Origin of the sequence: Pseudoalteromonas sp. SWXJZ94C, assembly GCF_015864385.1 — a bacterium.
Taxonomy (GTDB): domain Bacteria; phylum Pseudomonadota; class Gammaproteobacteria; order Enterobacterales; family Alteromonadaceae; genus Pseudoalteromonas.
Genome location: NZ_JADYXF010000013.1, coordinates 12459 through 34357 on the forward strand (window position 1 = coordinate 12459; position 21899 = coordinate 34357).

20 protein-coding genes are annotated in these 21899 nt (G+C 37.5%); 2 read left to right on the plus strand and 18 right to left on the minus strand.

What is annotated here, in order from left to right:
- Nucleotides 1-108 precede the first annotated feature (108 nt).
- Entirely contained in the window at nucleotides 109-1047 is a 939-nt protein-coding gene (locus tag I6F65_RS07335; RefSeq protein ID WP_197112228.1) for a LysR family transcriptional regulator, read from the plus strand.
- Nucleotides 1048-1110: 63 nt separating this feature from the next.
- Here I6F65_RS07335 and I6F65_RS07340 read toward each other — a convergent pair whose 3' ends face one another.
- The 7 genes from I6F65_RS07340 to I6F65_RS07370 form a co-directional block, all read right to left on the minus strand.
- Nucleotides 1111-2148, minus strand: coding sequence for a GGDEF domain-containing protein (locus tag I6F65_RS07340; protein WP_197112230.1), 1038 nt, complete (start codon nucleotides 2146-2148; stop codon nucleotides 1111-1113).
- A 157-nt stretch (nucleotides 2149-2305) separates the two neighbouring features.
- Nucleotides 2306-3277 carry a GTP 3',8-cyclase MoaA gene (gene moaA, locus I6F65_RS07345; protein ID WP_024610919.1) on the minus strand — a complete coding sequence of 324 codons (972 nt, stop codon included), beginning with the start codon at nucleotides 3275-3277 and terminating at the stop codon, nucleotides 2306-2308.
- Between the two features lie 103 nt (nucleotides 3278-3380).
- A complete protein-coding gene (locus tag I6F65_RS07350) occupies nucleotides 3381-5672 on the minus strand; it encodes a xanthine dehydrogenase family protein molybdopterin-binding subunit (RefSeq protein WP_166113871.1) in 2292 nt (763 codons plus the stop codon).
- Nucleotides 5673-5684: 12 nt separating this feature from the next.
- Nucleotides 5685-6173 carry a (2Fe-2S)-binding protein gene (locus I6F65_RS07355; RefSeq protein ID WP_166113875.1) on the minus strand — a complete coding sequence of 163 codons (489 nt, stop codon included), beginning with the start codon at nucleotides 6171-6173 and terminating at the stop codon, nucleotides 5685-5687.
- 126 nt (nucleotides 6174-6299) lie between these two features.
- A complete protein-coding gene (locus tag I6F65_RS07360) occupies nucleotides 6300-6893 on the minus strand; it encodes a nucleotidyltransferase family protein (RefSeq protein WP_197112232.1) in 594 nt (197 codons plus the stop codon).
- The gene (locus I6F65_RS07365) at nucleotides 6887-7915 is read right to left on the minus strand and encodes an XdhC family protein (protein WP_197112234.1); all 1029 of its coding nucleotides are present in this window, start codon (nucleotides 7913-7915) and stop codon (nucleotides 6887-6889) included. Before I6F65_RS07365 ends, I6F65_RS07360 begins: the two co-directional genes overlap by 7 nt.
- 160 nt (nucleotides 7916-8075) lie before the next feature.
- Nucleotides 8076-8939 carry a DUF6279 family lipoprotein gene (locus I6F65_RS07370; protein ID WP_197112236.1) on the minus strand — a complete coding sequence of 288 codons (864 nt, stop codon included), beginning with the start codon at nucleotides 8937-8939 and terminating at the stop codon, nucleotides 8076-8078.
- 788 nt (nucleotides 8940-9727) lie between these two features.
- On the opposite strand from I6F65_RS07370, the gene I6F65_RS07375 reads away from it, so the two are divergent.
- Nucleotides 9728-10453 (plus strand): tetratricopeptide repeat protein, encoded by a 726-nt coding sequence (locus I6F65_RS07375; protein WP_024610925.1) that lies wholly within the window; start codon nucleotides 9728-9730, stop codon nucleotides 10451-10453.
- 96 nt (nucleotides 10454-10549) lie between these two features.
- On the opposite strand, the gene I6F65_RS07380 is transcribed toward I6F65_RS07375, so the two are convergent.
- The 11 genes from I6F65_RS07380 to dnaJ form a co-directional block, all read right to left on the minus strand.
- Nucleotides 10550-11968 carry a coniferyl aldehyde dehydrogenase gene (locus I6F65_RS07380; protein WP_024610926.1) on the minus strand — a complete coding sequence of 473 codons (1419 nt, stop codon included), beginning with the start codon at nucleotides 11966-11968 and terminating at the stop codon, nucleotides 10550-10552.
- Nucleotides 11969-12224: 256 nt separating this feature from the next.
- Nucleotides 12225-13700 carry a DASS family sodium-coupled anion symporter gene (locus I6F65_RS07385; RefSeq protein ID WP_024610927.1) on the minus strand — a complete coding sequence of 492 codons (1476 nt, stop codon included), beginning with the start codon at nucleotides 13698-13700 and terminating at the stop codon, nucleotides 12225-12227.
- A 9-nt stretch (nucleotides 13701-13709) separates the two neighbouring features.
- Nucleotides 13710-14666: a porin gene (locus I6F65_RS07390; RefSeq protein WP_197112238.1), complete on the minus strand. Its 957-nt coding sequence runs from the start codon at nucleotides 14664-14666 to the stop codon at nucleotides 13710-13712.
- Between the two features lie 176 nt (nucleotides 14667-14842).
- Entirely contained in the window at nucleotides 14843-16207 is a 1365-nt protein-coding gene (locus I6F65_RS07395; protein ID WP_024610929.1) for a sigma-54 dependent transcriptional regulator, read from the minus strand.
- Nucleotides 16200-17969, minus strand: coding sequence for a cache domain-containing protein (locus I6F65_RS07400; protein ID WP_197112240.1), 1770 nt, complete (start codon nucleotides 17967-17969; stop codon nucleotides 16200-16202). Before I6F65_RS07400 ends, I6F65_RS07395 begins: the two co-directional genes overlap by 8 nt.
- Before the next feature lie 171 nt (nucleotides 17970-18140).
- Complete coding sequence (locus I6F65_RS07405) at nucleotides 18141-18404, minus strand: hypothetical protein (protein WP_024610931.1); 264 nt, start codon at nucleotides 18402-18404, stop codon at nucleotides 18141-18143.
- A 454-nt stretch (nucleotides 18405-18858) separates the two neighbouring features.
- The gene (locus tag I6F65_RS07410) at nucleotides 18859-19110 is read right to left on the minus strand and encodes a hypothetical protein (protein WP_024610932.1); all 252 of its coding nucleotides are present in this window, start codon (nucleotides 19108-19110) and stop codon (nucleotides 18859-18861) included.
- A gap of 25 nt (nucleotides 19111-19135) precedes the next feature.
- The gene (locus I6F65_RS07415) at nucleotides 19136-19513 is read right to left on the minus strand and encodes a response regulator (protein ID WP_024610933.1); all 378 of its coding nucleotides are present in this window, start codon (nucleotides 19511-19513) and stop codon (nucleotides 19136-19138) included.
- A gap of 124 nt (nucleotides 19514-19637) precedes the next feature.
- On the minus strand, nucleotides 19638-20042 hold the full coding sequence (locus I6F65_RS07420; protein ID WP_166113893.1) for a DUF1761 domain-containing protein: 405 nt from the start codon (nucleotides 20040-20042) through the stop codon (nucleotides 19638-19640).
- Nucleotides 20043-20159: 117 nt separating this feature from the next.
- Entirely contained in the window at nucleotides 20160-20621 is a 462-nt protein-coding gene (ybaK, locus tag I6F65_RS07425) for a Cys-tRNA(Pro) deacylase (RefSeq protein ID WP_166113896.1), read from the minus strand.
- Nucleotides 20622-20720: 99 nt separating this feature from the next.
- Nucleotides 20721-21860, minus strand: a complete 1140-nt coding sequence (gene dnaJ / locus I6F65_RS07430; RefSeq protein WP_024610935.1) for a molecular chaperone DnaJ — start codon at nucleotides 21858-21860, stop codon at nucleotides 20721-20723.
- Between the last annotated feature and the right edge of the window lie 39 nt (nucleotides 21861-21899).

Here is a 21899-nt window from a genome sequence, read left to right on the forward strand (position 1 = left end):
TTTTTTAATTAGCTTCGCATGGTACGGATTAAACTTGCGGACAAAAACCATAGATTTTTAAATTCATTAGTGCCAAAATGGCATCAATTAATTAATTGAGATGTAATAATGGATACAACAAGTCGGCTTTTAATGTTGCTTGAAGTGGTAGAGCAAGGCTCTTTTGCTAAAGCAGCTGAAATTCGTAATATTGACCGTTCTGTTATTTCTAAACAAATTAGTCGATTAGAAGACGAACTTGGTGTGAGGTTACTTAATCGGACCACCCGCTCGTTTTCGCTAACTGCTGCGGGCGCAGAGATGATAAAAAAAGCCGCAGACCTCAGAGAGCTTCTTGGCGAAACCGTCCGTATGGCCGAAAACTACCATTTAGAGCCTCGTGGCGTTTTAAAAATCACCTCATCAACACTCATTGGTCGTCGTTACTTACAACCAGTACTTAATGACTTTCAAAAGCGCTTTCCGCAGGTTGAAGTCGAACTTAGGTTAGATGATAGATTAGTGGATATTGTATCTGAAGGATTTGATTTAGCGTTTAGAGTAGGCGAGCCAAAAGATTCATCTCTTATAGCCAGAAAAATTGCCCGAAACCGCATATTAATAGTTGCAGCCCCAGAGTTTATTGAAACCTACGGCATGCCACAAACAATGGAAGAGCTAGCAAGCCTACCTGCAGCAAGTTATGCAAGTAATTCTTTTAGAGTAGAAAGCATTGATTACTACAACAGTAAAGGTGAGCCGTGTGAACAAAAAATAAAGAGTGTATTTCGTGCAAACGATGCGGAGTCTTTATTAATGAAAACGCTCTCGGGGACTACTTACTTTGTTGCGCCTGCGTTTATTATTGGTGATGAAATAAAAGAAGGAAAGTTAGTTCCTTTATTGACAGATATTAAACTTATGGAATACAGCGCTATGTACGCGGTATACCCTCATCGCGACTTACCAGTCAGAACGCGCTTATTTTTTGATGCAGTACGTGAGTACTTAGGAAAAGACAAACCTATTTGGGAAAACGGCATCCCTAATTTTGAACAAATGTACTAACCATTTTATTATTAACAAACTCTATAGTTTATTGACTATAAGTTTTAATGCTAAGTTTTGATATTAAGCCGTAGCAATCTCAAAGTCTGGTTCTGCTTTAAATTTACAATACACTTTATTGCGACCAAATCGCTTAGCTTTGTATAGTTGCTTATCGGCTTGTTCAACAAAGCCTTCAAGGGTGTTTGTACTTTTAAACTTTGCCACACCAATACTTGTAGTAATATTTATAGATAGACCATCAATATCAAAATTTGTGTTTTCAACTTGAGTTCTTATTTTTTCAGCCGCGTTAAGAGCTTCCTCCTCACTTGTAAACGAACTAAATAAAGCAAACTCTTCGCCGCCAACTCTAAAAACATACCCTCGGCCTAGAGCAACTCTTAAAAGGGTTGCAACTTCTACAAGTACTTTATCGCCAACACCGTGTCCATGTTCGTCATTTATTAATTTAAAATAATCTAAATCGAGTAAAAACACGTACAGCTGTGACTTATCTCGTAACTCAACTTCAAAATAGTGACTCATAGACAAACGATTACCGGCACCTGTTAGTGGATCAAGTAATGCTAAGTTTTTAAGTCGTTTTGAAAATTGTGATCTGCTACCTTCAAAAATATGAGAAATAGCCCAAATACTCACGTAAGTACACAGTAAGTTAAGTACCAAATTAAACGTTTCAAAAGGTGAAAGGCTTGTTTTACCTGCCAATATAATTATTTGGGCAGCAAGTAAAGTCGCAGATAAAATAAATCCATAACGTTTACCTACTAAAAGGTAATATAAAACAGGTAATGCGAACGACCAAACGTAAACACCGTTACGCGGTGACGCTAAATAAGTCGCTAATACAACAATAAATGAGATCAGTGCGCACATTACTATTGATTGCCAAATCTGTAATGGATGGCGTGTAAGCGCAATAAAAGTATAGATGCAATAAATTGAAAAGCTGGCTTCTATGTAGCCCAGTAAAGGAAGGTTATTTACTGTTAAATTAAATACCCCGAACGCTAACGATAAAAAACCAAAGCAAAGACACATCCACTTAAGAACATCTCTTCTTAATGATTTAGTACTGTTAAGTGCTGCGATATCCATTCTTATAACTTAATAATAAATAAAAATTTAGTTTAACGTGAAAATATAATATGACAAGCCCTCTAAAAATAAAAACGTGAAAATACAGGCTATTATTTACATTTTCACATTAATTAGACGACGATCGGCTCATCATTCAACAAAAAAATTAAAGACTTTAACCACCCAACATAGATAAATTAGTGGTGATCCCAGTATTACCTTGCTGTAATAAGTGCGATGGCTTTTTAGTTTTAATATAACGCGATAGTAATGCAATTAGCTCTGCACTTGAATTATTGTTCATGTGCTCTCTGAGGGATATACCTTCTTCTGAGAACAAACATAAATGTAAATTTCCTAACGCAGAAACCCTAAGCCTATTACACGTGCTACAAAAGTCGTTGCTGTAAGGCATTATTAAACCAATATTACCTTGGTAATCTGGATGCGAGAACTCTTGTGCAGGTCCTGCTGTAGCGCCTTGAATTATACGTTGCCAACCTCTTTGTAATAATTTAGTTTTTATTGATTCACCTGAGAGGTGGTTTGCATCAAAAAAATCTTTATTATCGTTAGTTTGCATTAGCTCTATAAACCGAATAGTTACGGGACGGTGTTTAAGCCAGCTTAAAAAAGTATCTAACTCTGTGGCGTTATATTGTCTCATCAGTACACTATTTATTTTTATTGATGAAATACCACTATCTACAGCTGCATCTATGCCACTCATAACAGAGGCAAATTTATCGTGCCCAGTTATTGAGTTAAACATACGGGGGTCAAAGCTATCAATGCTCACATTAATGGCACTTAAACCTGCATCTACCCAATTATTAATGTTTTTTTGTAGAGAAAAACCATTCGTTGTCGCTGCTATTTGGTTTATACCTGTTGTATCTTTAGCTGCGCGAATAACATCTATAAAGTCTTTTCGAAGAGTTGGCTCTCCGCCTGTAATACGTACCTTTTTAATACCATGATGGGCGAATGCTTTTATTGTATTACTTATTTCGTTAAGCGAAAGAAAGTCTCGGTCGTGGTCGCATTGATAACCATTTGGTAAACAATAAACACACTTAAAATTACACACGTCGGTAATTGATAAACGTAAGTAACTAAATTCTCGTCCTGCTGGATCGACTAACATAACTAAACCTTGGGTATAACTTAAGTGTATTTACTACATGTTAAAGAGGTCGCATTAAAATGCAAACCTCTTACACATATACTGCTTTATTGCTTTTAGTGCTTTACGCAGATAAGCCTTTTTTAAGCTCATCTGGTTTCATTGGTAAGTTTCGTAAACGAACACCCACCGCATTAAATACGGCATTACCAATCGCTGGAGCGATACCAATAACGCCCGGCTCACCTAAACCAACTGGAAACTCATCACTTTGCACAAATTCAATGTCCATATCAGGCACATCTTTCATTCTAAGTGGTAGGTAAGTATTAAAGTTAGTCGCTGAAACCTGCCCGTTTTTATATGTATTTGATTCATGCAGCGCAAGACTTGCTCCCCAAAGTAGAGAACCTTCTATTTGCGCCAGCGCACCATCAGGATGCACTATTAAACCTGCATCAACAACCACATACAGCTTTTTAAGCGTTATTTTACCATCAGCACGATTAACATGCACATGTGCAGCGGTTGCAATCCATGCTGGCATGGTGCGTTCTTGCCCTGAGCTGGCCGAAAACCCAAAACCTTCGTCTTCACCTAACTTAACATTGGCTACTTTTTTAGATACTTTTTTAAGTACACTGTGTAAACGTGATGCTCCACCTACACTCTCAGGTGCTTTACCTGCTTGCTTACCTTGTGCATCTAACATTTCAAGGCGAAATTCAACAGGATCTTTACCTTGTTTGTGTGCAACTTCATCAATGAACGACTCAAGGCCCCAAGCAATCCAACCTGGTCCTACTGAGCGTAACCACCCTGGAATAAATGTACTTTGTACAAGTCCATTATTAATGGCTCTTGCACGGTGGCTGTTCATGCTATACCAATGATCAGCACCTGATGCCGAAAATGCATCAAATTTGCCTTTACCATCAACACCTGGAGCTAAGAACCCTGGTGCCATTGCTTTAGTTGGCCACCCTGCTGCAAAAGCATGCTCTAAACCAGTAAAAGCACCGTTTTTGTCAAACGATGCCGTCATTTTTGTAGTAGACGCTGAGCGAGATTGATCAAATAAACTGTCATCTTTTCGAGTAAACACAAGCTTTACAGGTTTACCTACCGCTTTTGCAGTAAGGGCTGCGGGTACAGTCCAATCACCAAATAATCGACGACCAAAACCACCGCCTAAATAGTACGGGCGAATAATCACTTTATCTTGTGCAACTTCTAGTGCTTTTGCTATGGCTGGCAATGTAAGCGATTGCCATTGGTTACCGGTGTGGATAATCCAATTTCCATCTTTGAACTGTGCAAGCGCGTTTAAAGGCTCTAACTGATAATGACTCGCGGTCGCTGTGGTATACATTGATTCGAGTAATTCTTTTGCATCGGTTTGAGTTTTCTTTATATCGCCTTCATCAACAAATAAAGTGCCTGAATCAGTTTGCTGACATAAACGCACACCTTCTTTTTGAATATCAGACTCAGTTACGTTTGCTGCGCTACCTTTTTTATACTTAACCTTTAGTACATCTACAGCTTTAATTGCACTTGGGTAATTATCAGCTAATACAACAACCCAGCCTTCTACCGTATTACTTGGGTCAGTTAAAATTTCATAACCCTTATAACCTTTAATTGTTTTTGCTGCGGTATCGTCAACACTTATTACTTCACTACCAAAGCGAGTTGGCGGTATTACTGGGCGAGCATAGAGCATGCCTTCAACTTCTACGTCTATGCCATACACTGCGGTACCATTGGTTTTGGCAGGTATATCAAGCGCTTTAAAGTCTTGCTTAAGCCCCGTCAAATGGCGTTTATTGGCTGGTTTTAGTGGTAAACTTGCTACTTCCTCACTTGTAAAAGTACGATTAAACTCGCCTTTTTTAACTAAATCAGCATAACTAACAGATTTGTCGCCAGAGACTATATAGCCTTTTTCAGCACGACATGTACCAGCTGTAACACCTAACATTTTTGCACCAGCTTCTATTAGCGCAATTCTGCCCGCAGCACCGGCTTGTGAAAGTGGTTTAAAGCTATGAAAAACAGACCACGAACCGCCGGTGACCATATAACCCCATTTTTCATGGGTATCTACGTACGTAATTGAAACTTTGTCCCAATCACATTCAAGTTCGTCTGCAACAATACGCGCTAATGCAGTACCTATATGTTGACCCATTTCGGCTTTTGCAATGCTTACTTCAATGCCACCATCGGTGTTCATTGTCCACCAAATTGTAGGTGAAAATGCTTGTTGAGCTATTGATTCTTTTGCACTTACCGAGCCAGAAAAGAATGCAGGGGCAAACGCCATAACTAAACCTGCGCTTGCAGTACCAATCATGAATGAACGACGGTTTAAATTAACGGTTTCACTATTTTTTTGAAATAATTTTTTCATTGTCGGCTCCAGTTAAGCGTCTTGTGCATTAGGATCAAAAATATTAACAACACTTTTTGACTCATCTGCTGCTCGTTGAATAGCCGTTTTAATACGTTTGTAAGCCATACAGCGACAATAGTTACCATTCATATGATTGGTTATTTCTTCGTCTGAAGGGTTTGGGTTAGTAGCAAGTAATGTAGCTGCTTGCATTATCTGACCCGATTGACAGTAACCACATTGTGGTACTTGTTCTTCAACCCATGCTTTTTGAAGCGGATGTTCGTTATTTAACCCTTCAATGGTCGTAATATTTTTGCCTGCAATAGCACCTACCGGTAATACACAAGAACGCGTTGCTTGCCCATCTAAATGCACAGTACATGCACCACACATTGCAATACCACAACCAAATTTAGTGCCTTTTAACCCAATTTCATCACGAATAACCCATAACAACGGTGTATCTTCACTCGCGTGTGATTCAACCACCTTGCCATTAATTGTAAACGTCACCATAGCTTGCCCCTTGATTAAGCTTTTTATAGCAACTCTTTAAACTATGCGTATAGTTTAAAGAGTTACTATAACTATTAAAAAATGTAACTATTGACCCATAGTTATATTTCTTTCATTAAAATATTTTTATCGCGTTTTATTCAAAAAATCATTTAACTGCGCTTGAGTATCTATATCTAAACTCGCGCATTTTAAATTAATAGTATTAACCTCTTCATCGGTGCAACGCAGTAAATGCTGCGCACCTTTATCTGTAGTTAAGTCGCTAAGCCTCGATAGATCAACCTTAGGAAATATCGCAGGAACTCCCAAGCGCTCACCATAATTGGCGCACCAACGAGAAGGATGCCTTCTAAAGTTTGTAACCAACTCACTTAAATGCTTTGTAGTGAGCTCAACTTGATCAGCAAGTATAAATAAAATGCCATCTGGTTGCTGATTTTCTAAAATGGCTTTAGTTGCTGTCGCAATAGAGTCACCTAGGCCTTTATCCCACTGTTTATTTTCAATTAATTTAATGTTTTTAGTATCTGCGAGTATATTTTTTACTTCTTTATGCCATGCGCCAGTCACTACAAACACAGGCGAGCTATCAAGTGCTTGTAAAATATTAACGCCATGTTCAATCATCGTTTGCCCAGCACCAAGGTCGGCGGTTAACTTACAACCATTGAATCGTGATGATTGCCCTGCCGCTAATATCACTTTTGCTATTAACACTTATCATTTCCCCAGTTACTTAACGAGGTCGCATTTTTGCTTGAAAGCACCGCGTGTATTTCGCTAATTAGCGAAAGTGCAATACTCTCAGGTGAGTCACCACCTAAATTTAAGCCTACTGGACCAAATACAGGTGACTTTATTTGCTCAACTGAAGTGTTAGCCTGTGTTAATACCTGTGCTCGTCTATGTTTGGGACCAAGTAAGCCAATGTACTTAAAGGAAGTATCAGCGAGGGCAGCAAGTGCGCTCGCATCAAGTTCAACACTGTGGGCCATTAAAATAGCAGCATCTACTTTGTTAGCTAAACAGTACTCCCGTAACTCACTTGGCGTAGTACGTAAAATAGCATCAGCATGTGTAAAGTACTGTCTTTTAGCATTTGCTGGGCGCGTATCCCATACTGTTACACTCCAACCAAGTTGTTTAGCGAATGTATAAACAGGCACTGCATCTGCTCCGCCGCCTACAATAAGTATGTGAGGAGGTGGATAAATAGATATTTGTAATGACGTAGCGTTATTAATTTCAATTAGCTGAGCTTTTCGATTAATTGATAACCCTTGTTGCTCTGAATTTTGAGTAAACACCCCATTTCCCACCGGCACAATAGGGTCAACTTGCTGAAGATAACGTCCCGCAATATTATCGTTAAGTGCTTTGTTCATAAGCTCAAGCTGTAAGTACTCATTAGACTTATGAATCGGCTGAAGTAAAATATGCACTATACCGCCACAACCAATACCTAGCTGAAATGTTAAATCATCTTCATCTGTTGCATCGTAACTTATAGTTTTACTCGTTAACGTGCTCATTACCTGCTTAGCATGTCGCTGTATATCAGCCTCTAAACAACCGCCAGAGAGCATACCTAAGCGCTGCCCTAAACTAGAAATAAGCATCATTGCGCCTAACTTTCGATAGCTTGAGCCCTCAATTTTATATAACGTCGCCAAAACCCACTCTTGCTGATCTTTAAGAGGAGCCCAGCTATTTAATATACTTTTTAAATCAGTAACCATAACTTTTACCTTAACAAACCATCATTTATTTTGATGATTACAGCCACGCTACGTGACAATTTTGAGATTCATTTAAATAACTACAAAAATTGAACAACAACCTTACTTCTACGTAACTTTATGTAACGACTGTATAGCAAAGTGATTGATTAATAATGTTTTAGCCCTCAATAATATCATTCAATGTATCGATTAGCTCATCAAAACGATCATTTACATTTTCACGTTGTTTGTCACTTAAAGTGGTATTTAACGTATTTAATAAATCGACGTACAAATTAAGGTTTTCCTCATTAACTTTAAGCTGCACTGGGCTCATGTACAATTCACGTTCTTTTATTACGGTACTTAATTGCTCAATAAACTCAGCTTGCAATAGAGTGGTACTTTCAAGCACTTCTTTAGCTGCATTTAAACGCTTTTGTTTGTATTCGAGCCACAGTTCACCTGAGTCCTGATGTTTATCGTTAGTTAATTTAATAAGTGTTTTTTGCTCAGGAGTAAGTTTTCCTAGCCATTGTTCGTAGTATTCTAGTTGTTCTTCTAAACGATCTTTTTTACGTGCTATAAGTGTTTGCTCAATAAATTCATCACGTTCTTCATCAATTTGTTCCTGAATATTATTTATAAGCTCTTTGCGCTGTAATGGCGTCAAAGTTAAACCTACTTCAGCCAAAGGCTCGTAAGCGTATTCAAGCAGGTTACGCCAATGCTTTTTTGCAAATACAATTTGGTTTTTAAGTTGCTCAGGTTTTATACCTTCGTTAAACAGTGATTTTATATTTTGTATATCTTGTTTATATGCTGGTAATTGAGTTGACCTGTGCCAGTGTTGCGTTGTTTCAATAATTTTTTTTAATTGTTTGTTTTGTTGTTTATTTAAATCAACATAATCATCAACCCAAAACGATGAAAGCCAACTTAAATTATTATAAGTAAATGAGGCAGAACAACTGCATAAAAACAACATGCTTATAGCTAAACCTGCACGTGTAAGCTTTTTCATTTTAGTGTTATTTAGCATCTCGTCCCTCGTTTTTATATTTATGTAGTTAACTGTAAATAAACCCATTTGATAATAGTTATCATTTAATGTTGACTTAAGCTTAAATCTAATCGATAATCGTTCGCATAAACAAAGTGTAACGACCTCAGTGCCCTAAGGAAGAACTTACAGCAAGGATGCTGATATTAATTAAAGAAGACCGTGCCGCTTCGTGTTTATTGCTTACTCGACCCAAGTAATAACACAAAAGAGCACAATTACTTGCTACATTGCTCATATTAGTGACGGTTGATATGACTCAAAAAAGCCCTAACGGGCTTTTTTTATTTCTTTAAATTTTCTGTAATATCTGTATCTTACACTTCTATACTAAATGCATTTAATGCAAAAGCCTTATTTTAAACTATAAAATACTATATAGACCCGCTGAAACCTCATCGTCTTGCTTTTATATTTAAGCAAGCGTAAAACATATCAGTAGGCATTGCTTTTGCACCTGTACTTAAACGTTCCAATTAATCATTTAGCCCAAATATTAATAAAATAACGTTTAATTATATTAATTTGCATTAAATTAGTGATTCATTTTAACGCCTGGTTAATAGCTTAATATCAAATCAGTAATTACAAGATACAGTTTTTGTTGCCAATTACTCCTTAATTACTCTGCCTTATGTATTTGTGCAGCTGTACGAGAGTAGTTTAAAACGGTGATGATGAGTTACCTAATTTGCTAAAATGATCATGTTTTTAATAAAAATTTGTATTAATACATATTGCTACTCTTACTAATTGGAGACATTGTTATGTCACAGTTTAATTTAAAAACTTTAATTCTTGCTGGCGTTTTATTCGCGAGCCCTTTTGCTCATGCAACGTTAGAAGATGGCATTAAAGCCGCTAACGAAGGTTATTTTGAAGACGCACTAAAAGAGTTTGAATACCTTGCAGATAAAGGCTTTGCACCTGGTATTTATGAGCTAGCTAAACTGTATGAAGGTGGTTTTGGAGTAACGCGTGACTACCGTAAAGCGGCTCAACTTTATCAACAAGGTGTAAAGAAGAACCATGCTGATTCGATGTTTGCATTGGCTGTTTTATACAGTGATGGCAAAGGTGTAAAACTTGATAAGCAAATGGCCATTACTTTATTCGAAAAAGCAGCAAAGAAAAATTTACCAGCAGCACAGTTTAACCTAGGTGTTATGTATGCCAATGGTGATGGTGTATCGCTTGATTATGAACTTGCTAAAAACTGGTACGAAAAAGCGGCTGCTAATAATTACTCTCTTGCGCAATTTAACTTAGCACTTATGTATTTTGAAGGTTTAGGTATGCCTAAGGATCTAGAAAAATCATACATTTGGAATACCATTGCTGAATATAATGGCAATATGGAAGCAAACCATAGCCGTAAACTTGATGAACGTAAAATGCTGCCAAAAGAAATTGAAGAAGCTAAAGAAAAAGCTGATGCTATTTACGCTAGAATTTTGGCGGGTACCTATGCAGGTGAAGGTCGATTGTTTTAAGCTTTGTTTTTTACATTAAATAATTAAGAAAGGCTGAACTACTATGAAGGTAACTTCAAATGTAGATCAGCCTTTTTATTTTAAGTTTAAATAAAGTTAGCGAATATAAAGCCATTTTAATAACTTAATAAGTACCTTACTTTGTTTAAGTAACATGCCAATACGCGGATTAAACGAGCCTGAAACAAGCGTGTTTTTAGCATGGCTAAAGGTCAAAAACCCTTCCCTACCATGGTAATTCCCCATGCCAGAGTGCCCAACACCACCAAATGGAGCATCATCTGCTGTAACTTGCACTAGTGTATCGTTTACCGCTACTGTGCCGCTAAGCGTTTGTTTAATAATGTATTCTTGGGCATGTTTATCTTGACCTAAAATATAAAGTGCTAATGGGTGATGATGACGCTTTATGTAGTCAACCGCATCATCTAATTTGTCATAACTCATTATTGGCAGTATTGGTCCAAACAACTCATCTTGCATTAACTGCATCTCATCAGTTACATGCGTAACAATGTGTAACCCCAAGCGATGCTTATCTGCATCTTGTTGATTATGGTCAAGCGGTTTAACAATACTCGCACCAAGTTGCTCGGCTTGTGCTAAATAGCCTGTTAAACGCTGGTAATGTGAGTCACTAATAATTGATGTTAAATTTTTGCCTTCAACACCATCTTTAAAATGCTTTTTATATAAGTCACATAATTGTTGGATAAGCTGATGCTCAAGCGCTTTTGGGACAAATACATAATCGGGCGCAACGCAAATTTGCCCTGCATTCGCCATTTTCCCAAATAACAAAGCTTCTGCTGCTTTTGCAATATCAGCTTGTTCAGTAATAATAACAGGCGATTTACCACCTAACTCCAGTGTTACAGGTGTTAAGTTACGACTTGCCGACGCCATTACTAATTTACCAACGCCTGTTGAGCCCGTAAATAGTAGGTGTGCAAATGGGAGCGATGAAAACTCAGCAGCTACATCGCTACCACCTTGTATTACTTTGCAATGCTCCTGCATTTCGTCGTTAAATAGCTTTTCGAGTACAATATTTGTATGAGGTGTAAACTCGCTCAGTTTTAGCATTACTCTGTTACCAGCCGCAATAGCTGTTATAACAGGCACAATCGCTAATTGAATAGGGTAATTCCAAGGCGCTATAACACCAACGACCCCTTTAGGCTGATAAGTTACGCTGACCTTTGAAGGCCATAAACTTAAACCCACTGATCTATTACTTGGTTTTGACCATTTTGGTAACTTTTTTATTATATGGGCAATTCCCTGCACTGTCGGCAATATATCACCCAGTAAGGTGTCAAACGCAGTTCTGTAACCAAAGTCTTTTGATGCTGCTGCAACGAGTTCTTCTTCAAGGTCTACAACACGCGCTCGCAACTTTTTTAGAACAGCAATGCGCTCCTTAATCGATAAGTACGGGGTCGCTAAAAAAGAGTTTTGTAACTCATCAAATTGTGTAATTAAAGAAGCAGTGTGTGATGTGTCAGTGGTCAAAATAGATTGCTCAGCTTTTAAAGTTATACGAGACTATAACCTTGTTCTGTTTCTCGAGCAATAACACTAATTTGCTTGAAAGCGTAATATATAACTTGAGTTTTTAAGGGTAAATCTACCCTAAGCAACTCTTTTGAACACTAATGGCGTGAATTTAACTGAAATAGATTGGATATAAAGAGTAGCTTTGCTTTAAGTTATAACTTTAAACAAAACTACTCTGATATAGGTTGGTTGGAACTAATTTAGTACAGTTTTAAAAGCCAAATACTTGGGCTGCAATCGTCATTGTTACAAGTGTTATTAAAACAATTGCGACGATGTTTAGTACAAAGCCTGCTCTTATCATGTCGCGCATTTGTATTTGCCCTGAGCCAAACACAATCGCATTAGGTGGTGTTGCTACAGGCATCATAAATGCGCAACTACACGCAATAGCAGCAGGAATAACCCATACAAGGGGTGAACCTGTTATCGATTCAGCAACAGGGCCTAATAACGGTAAGAAACCTGCAGCGGTTGCTGTATTGCTTGTAATTTCAGTTAAAAATGTAATTAAAGCAACCACAACAAGCACACTCATAACAAGAGGAATCGCACTTGCGCCTTCAATCATGTGAGCAATAAACTCAGCAAGACCTGACGATTTAATTTGAGATGCAAGCGTAAGTCCGCCCCCAAACAATAATAATACACCCCAAGGCACTTGTGAGGCATTTTGCCAATCAAGAATACGCTCATCACTGCCTTTATTAGCAGGCATTACAAACAGCAGTAATGCCGCAGCAATTGCAATTGTAGTATCTGAAATTTTAAGACCGGTTATATCACCCAATAAAGGTCTAAATATCCAGCAAAGTGCAGCAAGCACAAATACAAACAATACGCCTTTTTCTGCGCGTTGCATTATTCCAAGCTTTTTTAACTGTTCAGAAAATACCGCTTTGGTATCAATTTTTTGATTATCTTTAGCATTAGCATCTACTTTATACGCAAACTTAGTAAGCCAAACCCAGCTAATGATTAGCATACTTAAAGAAAGTGGTACACCTACAATCATCCATTGAGCAAAGCCAATTTCTATCTGGTAGCTATCTGATAAGTAAGCAGCCATTAATGCATTAGGCGGTGTGCCTATTAATGTAGCAATACCACCAATGCTGGCACCATAGGCAATTGATAACAGTAAGGCTTTCCCAAAACCATCATTTTCAGGGTCTGATTGCTTAACCAAATTAGTAATTGAAAGTGCAATAGGCAACATCATTACGGCTGTCGCAGTATTAGACATCCACATAGATAAAAATGCAGTAACAAGCATCATAGCTAAAATTTGTAAACTTGGTTTTTTACCCGCATATAACATGGTGCTTAATGCAATACGTTTATGTAAACCCCAACGCTCCATAGCAATTGAGATTAAAAATCCGCCTAAAAATAAAAAGATTAACGGGTGTGCATACGGCGCAGCCACACTTTTTATTGCTGCTATGTCAGCAAGTGGTGATATTACCAGTGGTAGCAATGCAGTTGCCGGAATTGGTACAACTTCACTTACCCACCACGATGCCATCCAAAACGCTAAACCTGCGGTTTTAAATGCCGCAACCGACATTCCTGTTGGCGGATCAAGTAAGCATGTTAATAGCATTACTAAAGGGCCCAGTACTAAAAAAAGCCATTGAAAATGTCTGTTCTTATCTGGTTCTTGCGTCAATATATTATCTGTCATGGCTAGCCTCTAAAACTTGTATTTAAGACCAAGCGCAACACTGCTGTCGTCTTGTTCTTCTAAATTAAGATCGGTATATAAAAGATAAGCTGTAGTTTGCTTATCAAATACATAATCAAGGCCTGTGCTCCATTGCGTTGCCTCAGATGCTTGACGAAGAGTTGAGTCATCTTTAGCAAATTGAATTTTTGGCACCCACTTATCGAGGGCATAGCTTGCACTTAATACGTAACCATTGCCCGACTTTGTGCCATCTACTGATTCTGAATGTTGGTATAACGCACCAAGTTGTAATTGTTCGAACTTATAAACACCGGCAATTCTGCTTGCAGTAATATTATTAAGTGAATCAACATGGCTTAACGATAAGTAATATGGCGTATTATTTAAATTACGATCACCATAAATAAGCGTAGCAGCAAAACCTGCTTCATTATCTTTATTATCGTCTTTAGGAGCGTAGGTAAATGAAAACTGCGTATTATGCCAATAGTTTGAGGTGTAAGTTATTGTGTCACCGAGGCGGTCTTGACCAGCAATAACCTGTGCCATATCGGCTTGAGTTTCGTTAAAGTTATCGAGTTTACCTTCAGAGTATTTAAAGCGAGTGTCGTTACGACCTACAACAACTTCACCAAAAGCACCTTTTAAACCTAAGTAAGTATTACGTGCAGTAAAAGGCTCTTCAGTATCATCTTCTTCAAAACCTTTAACTTGTACTTCATATTTAAAAACAGCACTTAAATATTCGTTAAGTTTATGATCGCCCTTAATACCAATACGCGAATAAGGCGCTTCTATTTGTGTGCCTTTTTCAGCGTAACGCATAATACCGGTGTCAGTATTAGCAATTTGTACTTCGGCTTTACCATATACAGTGTAATCAACGGCTAAAGCAGTATGCGAAAATGTGGTTAAGCAGCTTATTGAAGCTAGATAAATAGTGGTGTGTTTGAAATTTATCATTGTGTGTCCTAATTATTAGAATCTACTTATTGTCGGAACTTACTAAGCAAGCACACTGCCAATGATATAAAACTTATTTATTTCATAACCTTAAAATTAAACATGTACTTTATTTACACATCAATGTGCGAAATCCCACACACTAAAAAGCAAGGCTTGTCACTTTATCCACACATTTAATCGATAAACATATCGCGGTTAAGGCTGTATTTACTCATTTTATCGTAAAGGGTTTTACGCGCAATTTGCAATGTTTCCATAGTATTTTTAATACTTCCATGGTTTCTCTCAAGTGCGTCTTCGATAAGTGATTGCTCATAAAACGATACTTTTTCAGATAGACTTAAATCCGGTGAAAGCTCACCTAAGGTTTGTGTTTTTGTAACCGAAAACGCAAGTTCAACACCTAATAATACAGCGCGCTCAGCTTGATTTCTAAGCTCTCTCACATTTCCTGGCCAATCGTAAGCTAATAAACGCTGCTGTAATTCACTGTTTAAAGGTGCTGGAGCTTTATGATAACGAGTCGCTGCTATTGAGCTAAAATGTTTAAACAATAAAAGTATGTCTGCTTTTCGCTCTCGTAAAGGCGGAATATTTACTTTAACTAAGCTCAACCTGTAATATAAATCAGCTCTAAACTCACCCTTTTCAACTAACGATAGTAAGTCTACTTTAGTCGCTGCAACAATTCTTATATCTAAATCAATAGCTTTATTATCACCTACGGGGGTTACTTTTCGCTCTTCTAATACGCGTAATAACTTAACCTGTAACGACATGGGGGTGCTTTCTATTTCATCTAAAAATACCGTACCGCCTTGTGCATATTCAAACTTACCTTTACGGCTTTGCGTAGCACCCGTGTATGCTCCACTTGCTGCGCCAAACAGTTCGCTTTCTATCAATTGTTCGGGTACTGCACCACAATTAATAGCAACAAAGTTGCTGCTTGAGCGATTACTCTGATCGTGTAAATAACGTGCTACAAGCTCTTTGCCTGTGCCCGTTTCGCCTTCAATCATTACATCGGTAGGCGTGTCTATAACGGTATTTAGTAAATGCATCATATGCTGCATTTTAGGTGTATCACCCAATATACGAACGCCTGGCGCTGAAGTTTTTTGCACTGCAAGTTTTAACGCGCGATTCTCCATAACAAGGCGGCGTTTATCACACGCTCTTGCTAAACAATCGAGTAAATTTTCGTTAAGAGGCTTTTCAAATAAATCGTATGCACCTAACTGCATTGCTTTAACGGCAACAGATACATCTGCATAACCGGTTAAAAATATTACCGGCAGCTCGCTGTCAAATGCGGTTACTTGCTCCAGGAGTGTTAATCCATCCATAACGGGCATATTAATGTCGCTAAGTATAATGCCCATAAAGCGCCTATTGAGCTTGCTCAAAGCGGTGCTTGCGTCATTAAAGCACTCTACAACATAACCCTCGAGTGTTAGCAGTTGCTTAAGCGAATCTCTTATCATCGCTTCATCATCAATGACGACGACATGTTTACACAATGTGTTATCAATCATTTTGATTTTCCTGAGTAGGCGTTTTTTCAATATTTGCTTGATTGCTTGATTCTTTACTCGACAGGCTAATTATAAATTCAGCGCCGCCTTCTAATCGATTATGCGCACTTAAACAGCCATTAAACGAGTCAATTATTTGCTTTGATATAGATAAACCCAACCCTAAACCATTACTTGATTTAGTACTGTAAAAAGGTTCGAACAAATTACCAAATGCATGTTGCTCAATGCCCGCGCCGGTATCTAATATCGATAATTTTACACGCTCTTCAAAACACTCTAAATGAAAACTCAAGTTACGTATAATAGCGCCATTCATAGCTTGGCTGGCGTTAGTAATTAAGTTAACAAGCACTTGCTCAAATTTAAGTGCATCAACCCATACCACAACTGTTTCATCAAATTTAGGAGACTCTACTTGCACGTTGTCTTGCTTTAATTGCGCGCTCGAAATCATTAAAGCATTATTAACAAGCCCTGCAAGGGGATAGGGTCTAAGCTGCATATCAGAAGGTTTACTAAAATGTTTAAGCTGACCAACAATTTGATGTACGCGTTCAACTAACCCTTCAATAACAATTAAGCTCTCATTAAGTGCTGTAACATTGCCTTTTGCAAGTAAACGTTTTGCAGAAGCTAAATAGGTATTAATAGCACTCAATGGTTGATTTATTTCGTGGTTAATACCCGCGCTCAGTTGCCCTATTGTCGCAAGCTTTGCTGATTGCACTAATGCAGTTTGCACTTTTTCGAGTGCTTGGGTACGCTCAACAACCTCAAGCTCTAGGCTGTGCCTTGAGTACAATAGTTTTTTATAGCCTGCAAAACGGGTAAGTAAACTGTAACCAATAATAATAAGTAAAGTATAAATAATGAATGCCCAAAATAAACGAGGAACTTGTGCTGAATTAACTTTAGACACATCAACAAGTAGGTTCATAGTGGCATTAAAATAACGAAGTGGCATAGATGAAGTAACATATAGCGCTTTATCTATTTTAAAATGTGGAATATTTTCACTCGTAAATTGAAGCTGCTTAATATATTGCGGTTGGTGATCGAGATAGGCTCTGCGTAACTTAATATCACGGCGTGCTTCAATGCCGAGCTCTGTAAAACTGTTTAAACGCCATCCCTCAATATCAGACATTGCAATAACGTCATCTGCTAGCTGTAAATAAAAGTGACTGCCTTTTGAGGTGTTTAATAGCTCTCGGTCGTTTTCGAATTTACTTACATTCACTTTTAAAACAACAACTCCAATAGCTTTATTATCTTTATATACCGCCTGAGAAAAATATATACCACGCTCTTTAGAGCGCATACCTAAAGCAAAATATGCTACTTTTTCACCCGCAAACGCACGTTTAAAGTAAGGTCTAAAAGCAAAGTTGCTACCCAAAAAAGTATAATCTGCTTGCCAATTGCTGCTTGCTGTTACAGCTCCTTGAGTATTAAGTATAAAAATATCAGATGCGCCGCTAGCTTGTTGAATATCTGCAAGGTAATTATTAATAACGCTATAGTGTTGTTGCTCGCCACTGACAAAATTAATCATAAGCTCATTGTATGTTAATAATTGCGGAATAGCAGAAAAACGAGCAAGTTCAGTATCAATATAATGATTTAATTGTGTTACTTGGCGCTTTGCTTGATAGGTTGCTTGTTCAACATCATGAGCGCGACCGATCCAGAAGGTTGATACCAATATTAATATTAGTAATATACATATGGTGATTATTTTTTTTGAAAAAGAAAACATGGCTCGCCTACAAAAATAGCCTAGATAATTTTTAGGGCGCTAGTGTAACGACTTATTCTTTATAGAGATATAAACTTTTTGTTAACAAATACATCAAGAATGTATAAAAACAAAAATCGCCGTAAATAAAGGTATTTACAGCGATCTATAAAAAACTAAATCTATAATTTATTAACTTGCAGCTAAAGTAGATTTGTTTTTTGCGTATTTATATAAGCCAATTAACGAAGCCGCAATCCAAAATATTTCTATCACAAAGCTGGCTAAATTGAAGTTATAACACAGGCTAATTAATAATAAAATTGCCCCTGTTAAATTCATTATATTGTACATTAGGCTGGTCGGAGAAGTCTTACCAAGCTGTAATAAAAAGAACGAACCAACAACCAAAAAGGTGCCAGCCATACCTATAATGTCAAACAAGAGTGCTATCACGAAACTATCCTTTATCCATTTTTTAAATAACCCAAAAAACTGGCCCAATCCATGGGGAGGGTATTTTTTCATTCATTGAAACAGCAAAACCGGGCGATTCTAACAAACTGCTTAAATCGAACAAGGATAAATGTCCTGCATATAATCATAAAAGTGTATTACTCAATAGTTTACTAATATAAGCACTGATAATGTTTACATAACACAGGTAGGGCATATTAAAATTAAGCGTAATGGTTATACTAACGTACTTAAAACCAGGTTAAGTGATTTACTAGATACTGACTTATAAGCTTCAATCTTAATAAAATTTTAGTAGGAGATTTTTAAAATAACAGGGGAAATTTGAACATCAATAGCTAGTTTATTGCAATTGCTTTTAACACAGTTAGCACCGTTAGCACTGAAAAATAGTCACTGGTATAAATTTATTATTCAGGTTTGAGGTTAGCGACTATTTAAACGTAACTTTACCGCCAATCATCTTATAAGCAGGTACACCTCTAATTACAGTTGTGCGTGCAAATTGACGCTCACAGCTAGGGCAAATACCAATTTGTTGTGTATAGTTTTGTACAATACGCTCAACAAAACACTTAATAAGCGCCCCCTTTCCTCCCTTGCGATAAGTATATAATTGAGTTTTACATTGGCTACAAAAAATATCGACTGTTCTCGAAGGTCCTTTTTTATTCGGTTTAGCCACTACACACTCCACAATCTATTTAAAATTAGGTTTTATTCATTTTTCCAATAACGATGTTTAACTGGGTAGACAAAACATTTAAATTGAATGGCTTAATTATAAAACCTGAAACGTTTGCCGCAATTATTTCTTTCACACGATCACCGTTATCTTCGCAGGTCACCATTAGTACAGGTAAAGAAGCTAATTTAACATCATCGCGAATACGATTTAGTAAGTTTTTACCATCCATTTTTGGCATGTGTAAATCTGTGATCACTAAATCAAAGTGCTGTTGGTGAAGCAAGGTAAACGCTTGAATGCCATCAGTTGCTTCAACAATATCGTCATACTCTAACTTTCTGAGCATATTTATTAGTACGTGACGCATTAACGGCATATCATCAACAACCAGTATTTTCATACGTTTTACTACCACTGGTTAAAATTTTAAGTATGAATAAACGTTAACTTACTAATATAAAACTATCAAGAAAAAAGTATAACCCGTTATTATTCATTACAATTTAACCTCAATATTTATCAAACTATGACCAAAGCTCTAAAACTAAGCCCATGATAGAGAACTGCAATATATGATAACCACTGTTAATTAAAAATAATTTAGCCGGGCGCTGTTCAAAAATACAATTTAAGCCTAATGAGCTACTTACCCAAAATAAGCCGATAGCAAAACCAGTAAAAACGCCTTCACCAGTACTTACATCAGCGCCTAAAAAAAGAGATAGAGTAAACGCTGATATTAATGCAAAAATGAAACTTCCTACAAATATCCAATTTGGGTTTGCCGATTGTAAATCAAGCTCTGTTAAACCACAGCTTTCCAACCATGCTTGTTTAAACATTACTTTTGAATACCACACACCACGAAGCATAAATGAGGAAAGAGCAGCTATTAATATTGCAAAGTAATCAACATCATTAAAGTTCATCTTGCTAGCCGTAATTATTGCACTCAGAAGGTCTTAGACTGTAGTTAACAATTGTTAATGCAGCAAATATAACGCTTATAATTATCCCAAAAACGACTTTGCTTTATTTAAAAAACATTAAAAATCGCCAAATTTAGCATTCGTTAATAAGGCTAAATCAGCTGGTTTTAAGGCTACTTCTAAGCCTCGCTTTCCTGCACTAACGTATATATTTTCAAACTGTGATACGCTGCTATGTATAAAGGTTGGTAAACGCTTCTTTTGACCTAATGGGCTTACACCTCCTAAAATATAACCAGTGCTAGTTTGTACCTTTTGAGCGGCAGCCATAGCCACTTTTTTAGTACCACAACACTTTGCAAGTTGCTTTAAGTTAACATGCTGAGATACCGGTGTAATAGCAACGATTAATTGCCCTTCGTGCGTTTCAAGAACAAGGGTTTTGTATACTTGTTCACTATTTAGATTTAGCTTTTCTACCGCTTCAAGCCCGTAATGGCTATTACTTGTATCGTGCTCATAACTTAGTACATCAAAAGGAATTTTTTGTTTTTTAAGTAGCTCTATTGCTGGTGTCATACTATCTAATCGTGTTTTTATTAACAGTAACAAAAATTAAGTTTAAAGCAAAAAAAACGACGCTAAAAGCGTCGTTTCATTATTTATAATAATTTAAATTTACTTAGTTAAATCATCAAAAAACTTTTTAACACCGTCAAAAAAGCCTTGCTCTTTAGGACGGTTTTTTGAGCTGTCTGTGCCCATGCTTTCATCTAGTTCTTTAAGTAGTTCACGTTGACGCTCGTTAAGATTAACTGGCGTTTCGATTACTACTTTACAAATTAGATCGCCTTGAGCACCACTGCGTACAGACTTAACACCTTTGCCACGCATACGGAACATTTTGCCCGTTTGAGTTTCAGAAGGTATTTTAAGTTTTGCACGACCATCTAGTGTTGGCACTTGAATTTCGCCACCAAGACCCGACGTTGTAAAGCTAATTGGCACTTCACAATATAAATTATTCGCTTCACGTACAAATATTTCATGTTCACGAACCGACACTTGCACATACAAATCGCCCGATGGCGCGCCATGCATACCGGCTTCGCCTTCGCCAGTTAAGCGAATACGATCACCTGTATCAACGCCTGCTGGAATTTTAACTGAAAGCGTTTTAGTTTTCTCTACACGACCCTGACCATGACAACTGTTACAAGGGTCAGAAATAATTTGACCTTGACCCTGACACGTTGGACACGTTTGTTGTACAGCAAAGAAACCTTGGCGCATTTGTACTTGGCCAGCACCATGACACGTTGTACATGTTTTAGGTTTAGAACCAGCTTTAGCACCACTGCCGTCACATGGTTCACAACCAACCCATGTTGGCACTTTAATTTCAACTTCTTTACCACGAACCGCTTCTTCTAAGCTTAAGTCCATGTTGTAACGTAAGTCAGATCCACGTTGTTGACGAGATTGGCGTCGACCACCGCCGCCACCAAAAATATCACCAAATACATCACCAAATACATCACCAAAGTCGCCCTGACCGCCACCAAAACCACCGTGACCACCGCCGCCACCTTGTTCAAAGGCTGCGTGACCATGTTGGTCATACATTTGACGCTTTTGATCGTCGGTTAAAATTTCGTACGCTTCTTTAACTTCTTTGAATTTTATTTCGAGATCTTTATCGCCTGCGGTACGATCTGGATGATATTTCATCGCTAAGCGTTTATACGCTTTTTTTATGTCTCGCTCACTCGCATCTTTGCTTACGCCGAGGACTTCGTAATAATCGCGTTTTGACATATCTATCACACTACTCTTTTCTATTTGCAGCGTAGGCTG

Bases quoted from the DNA above. Each gene is read 5' to 3' on its own strand.
- I6F65_RS07335 (WP_197112228.1), top strand. From the start codon at position 109: ATGGATACAACAAGTCGGCTTTTAATGTTGCTTGAAGTGGTAGAGCAA.
- I6F65_RS07340 (WP_197112230.1), bottom strand. From the start codon at position 2,148: ATGGATATCGCAGCACTTAACAGTACTAAATCATTAAGAAGAGATGTT.
- moaA (WP_024610919.1), bottom strand. From the start codon at position 3,277: ATGTTAGTCGATCCAGCAGGACGAGAATTTAGTTACTTACGTTTATCA.
- I6F65_RS07350 (WP_166113871.1), bottom strand. From the start codon at position 5,672: ATGAAAAAATTATTTCAAAAAAATAGTGAAACCGTTAATTTAAACCGT.
- I6F65_RS07355 (WP_166113875.1), bottom strand. From the start codon at position 6,173: ATGGTGACGTTTACAATTAATGGCAAGGTGGTTGAATCACACGCGAGT.
- I6F65_RS07365 (WP_197112234.1), bottom strand. From the start codon at position 7,915: ATGGTTACTGATTTAAAAAGTATATTAAATAGCTGGGCTCCTCTTAAA.
- I6F65_RS07370 (WP_197112236.1), bottom strand. From the start codon at position 8,939: ATGCTAAATAACACTAAAATGAAAAAGCTTACACGTGCAGGTTTAGCT.
- I6F65_RS07375 (WP_024610925.1), top strand. From the start codon at position 9,728: ATGTCACAGTTTAATTTAAAAACTTTAATTCTTGCTGGCGTTTTATTC.
- I6F65_RS07385 (WP_024610927.1), bottom strand. From the start codon at position 13,700: ATGACAGATAATATATTGACGCAAGAACCAGATAAGAACAGACATTTT.
- I6F65_RS07390 (WP_197112238.1), bottom strand. From the start codon at position 14,666: ATGATAAATTTCAAACACACCACTATTTATCTAGCTTCAATAAGCTGC.
- I6F65_RS07395 (WP_024610929.1), bottom strand. From the start codon at position 16,207: ATGATTGATAACACATTGTGTAAACATGTCGTCGTCATTGATGATGAA.
- I6F65_RS07400 (WP_197112240.1), bottom strand. From the start codon at position 17,969: ATGTTTTCTTTTTCAAAAAAAATAATCACCATATGTATATTACTAATA.
- I6F65_RS07415 (WP_024610933.1), bottom strand. From the start codon at position 19,513: ATGAAAATACTGGTTGTTGATGATATGCCGTTAATGCGTCACGTACTA.
- I6F65_RS07420 (WP_166113893.1), bottom strand. From the start codon at position 20,042: ATGAACTTTAATGATGTTGATTACTTTGCAATATTAATAGCTGCTCTT.
- ybaK (WP_166113896.1), bottom strand. From the start codon at position 20,621: ATGACACCAGCAATAGAGCTACTTAAAAAACAAAAAATTCCTTTTGAT.
- dnaJ (WP_024610935.1), bottom strand. From the start codon at position 21,860: ATGTCAAAACGCGATTATTACGAAGTCCTCGGCGTAAGCAAAGATGCG.